The sequence below is a fragment of the Trinickia soli genome, from assembly GCF_002879855.1.
In the GTDB taxonomy this organism is placed as follows: Bacteria; Pseudomonadota; Gammaproteobacteria; order Burkholderiales; family Burkholderiaceae; genus Trinickia; species Trinickia soli.
Genome location: NZ_PNYB01000055.1, coordinates 1 through 2,771, shown reverse-complemented (window position 1 = coordinate 2,771; position 2,771 = coordinate 1). Strand labels below are relative to the sequence as shown.

Genomic DNA, 2,771 nt, shown 5'->3' with positions numbered 1-2,771 from the left:
GGCAGGCCCGGCAGCGGACGCAGCACGATCTTTTGCGGCAGATCGTTCAGGTTCGTCAGGCAGGCGAGACCGTTCTTGCCGTTGATGTTCATCGCATCCGAACCGCACACGCCCTCGCGGCACGAGCGACGGAACGACAGCGTCTCGTCCAGCGCCTTCAGCTTGACGAGCGCATCGAGCAGCATGCGGTCGCCGACCCCGATTTCGAGGTCATACGTCTGCATGCGCGGCGCGGCGTCCTTGTCCGGATCGTAGCGGTAGATTTCGAAAGTACGTTTTGCCATTTCGCGTGTGTCCTATGATTTCGCCGGCTTAGAAGGTACGCGCCTTCGGCGGCACGGATTCGACCGTCAACGGCTTCATATGAACCGGCTTGTAGTCGAGGCGATCGCCTTCGCTGAACCACAGCGTGTGGCGCAGCCAGTTGACGTCGTCGCGTTCTTCGTAGTCGCTCTGTGCATGCGCGCCGCGGCTTTCCTTGCGCGCTTCGGCCGATACCATCGTCGCACGGGCGACCTCGATCAGGTTCGCAAGCTCGAGCGCTTCGACGCGAGCCGTGTTGAACACCTTCGATTTGTCCTTCAAATGAACGTGGTTGACGCGCTCGGCAACTTCCTTGATCTTCTCCACGCCTTCCGCGAGCAGCTTCGATGTGCGGAACACGCCGGCGTGCGATTGCATCGTCGAACGGATATCGCCCGCGATCTCCTGCGTGTACTCGCCCGAGCTCGACTTCTCGAGCTTGTCGAGGCGCGACAGCGCGAAATCGGCGGCATCAGCGGGCAGAGGCTTGTGTTCCTTGAGATCCTTGACGTGCTTGACGATGTGGTTGCCCGCGGCGCGGCCGAACACGACCAGGTCGAGCAACGAGTTCGTACCGAGACGATTTGCGCCATGCACGGACACGCACGAGCATTCGCCGACAGCGTAGAAACCGTTGACGACTTCCTCGTGGCCGCGCGGCGTACCCACGACCTGGCCATGAATGTTCGTCGGGATGCCGCCCATTTGGTAGTGGATCGTCGGCACGACCGGGATCGGCTCCTTGATGCAGTCGACGTTCGCGAACTTCAACGCAATTTCGCGAATCGACGGCAGGCGCTTCATGATCGTCTCGGCGCCGATGTGCGACAGATCGAGCAGCACGTGATCCTTGTTCGGACCCACGCCGCGGCCTTCCTTGATTTCCTGGTCCATCGAACGCGAGACGAAATCGCGCGGCGCCAGGTCCTTCAGCGTCGGCGCGTAGCGCTCCATGAAGCGTTCGCCGTTCGAGTTGCGCAAGATGCCGCCCTCGCCGCGCACACCTTCGGTGATCAGCACGCCCGCGCCGGCCACGCCGGTCGGATGGAACTGCCAGAACTCCATGTCCTGCAAAGCGATGCCCGAACGGGCCGCCATGCCGAGGCCGTCGCCGGTATTGATGAAGGCGTTCGTCGATGCCGCGAAGATCCGGCCCGCGCCGCCCGTGGCGAACAGCGTGCATTTGCCTTCGAGAATGTAGACGTCGCCCGTTTCCATTTCGAGCGCCGTCACGCCGAGCACGTCGCCGTCCGCATCGCGGATCAGATCGAGCGCCATCCATTCGACGAAGAATTGCGTCTTCGCTGCGACGTTTTGCTGATAGAGCGTATGCAGCAGCGCGTGACCGGTGCGGTCGGCCGCCGCACAGGCGCGCTGCACGGGCTTCTCGCCGTAGTTGGCCGTATGGCCGCCGAACGGACGCTGATAGATCGTGCCGTCCGCGTTACGGTCGAACGGCATGCCGAAGTGTTCGAGTTCGTAGACGGCGTTCGGCGCCTCGCGGCACATGAATTCGATCGCGTCTTGATCGCCGAGCCAGTCGGAACCCTTGATCGTGTCGTAGAAGTGGTAATGCCAGTTGTCTTCGCTCATGTTGCCGAGCGATGCGCCGATCCCGCCTTGCGCGGCGACCGTGTGCGAGCGCGTGGGAAACACTTTCGACAGCACGCAGACCGACAAACCGGCGCGCGCCAGTTGCAGCGAAGCGCGCATCCCCGAGCCGCCCGCGCCGACGATGACCACGTCGAAGCGGCGACGCGGCAGAGAATTCTTGATTGCGACCATTCTTTTACACTCTCCAGAGAATCTGCGCAGCGTAGCCCGCACATGCAAGCAGCCATACGATCGTCAGCGCCTGCAATACGAGGCGCGTGCCGACGGGCTTCACATAGTCCATCCAGATATCGCGCACGCCCACCCACGCGTGGTAGAAGAGCGAGAGCAACGTGACGAACGTCGCGAGCTTCATCCATTGAGTGGCAAAGATCGAGGCCCAGCCGTCGTAAGAGAAGTCTTGCGCGCCGAAGAACCAGGCGAGCAGGATGACGGTGTAGACCGCCATCACGGCGGCGGTGATGCGTTGTGCGAGCCAGTCGCGCAGGCCATAGTGCGCGCCGACGACAAGGCGCTTCGAGCCGATTCGGGTATTGGCAGCCATGTTGTTAGAAAGCTCCGAACAGTTTGAGCGCAAAGGCGATCGTCAAGACCGACGACACGACGAAGACCACCACGGAAGTGCGCTTGCCGCTTTCCTTCGTCACCGCATCGTGATTCGTATCCATCACGAGATGGCGAATGCCAGCGCAGAAGTGAAAGAGGAAAGCCCACGCCAGCCCGAGCGTGATCAGCTTGACGATGATGTTGGACAGGAAGCCCTTGAAGACTTCGAAGCTCAGTTCGGAAGTAAGGCTCTGACTGAAGAGGTACAGCAGGAACGGAAGGAAAAGAAACAATGCAGCACCGCTGAC

At 61.6% G+C, this 2,771-nt stretch carries 4 protein-coding genes; all 4 read right to left on the bottom strand.

Annotated elements, in window-relative coordinates; all coding sequences use genetic code 11:
- The coding region (locus C0Z19_RS27570; RefSeq protein WP_233196315.1) for a 2Fe-2S iron-sulfur cluster-binding protein at positions 1-284 on the bottom strand (284 nt) is incomplete at its 3' end.
- A 28-nt stretch (positions 285-312) separates the two neighbouring features.
- Positions 313-2,088, bottom strand: coding sequence for a succinate dehydrogenase flavoprotein subunit (sdhA, locus tag C0Z19_RS27565; protein ID WP_102612996.1), 1,776 nt, complete (start codon positions 2,086-2,088; stop codon positions 313-315).
- Positions 2,089-2,092: 4 nt separating this feature from the next.
- Complete coding sequence (sdhD, locus tag C0Z19_RS27560; RefSeq protein WP_102612995.1) at positions 2,093-2,461, bottom strand: succinate dehydrogenase, hydrophobic membrane anchor protein; 369 nt, start codon at positions 2,459-2,461, stop codon at positions 2,093-2,095.
- 4 nt (positions 2,462-2,465) lie between these two features.
- On the bottom strand, positions 2,466-2,771 hold a 306-nt coding region (sdhC, locus tag C0Z19_RS27555; protein WP_102612994.1), incomplete at its 5' end, for a succinate dehydrogenase, cytochrome b556 subunit.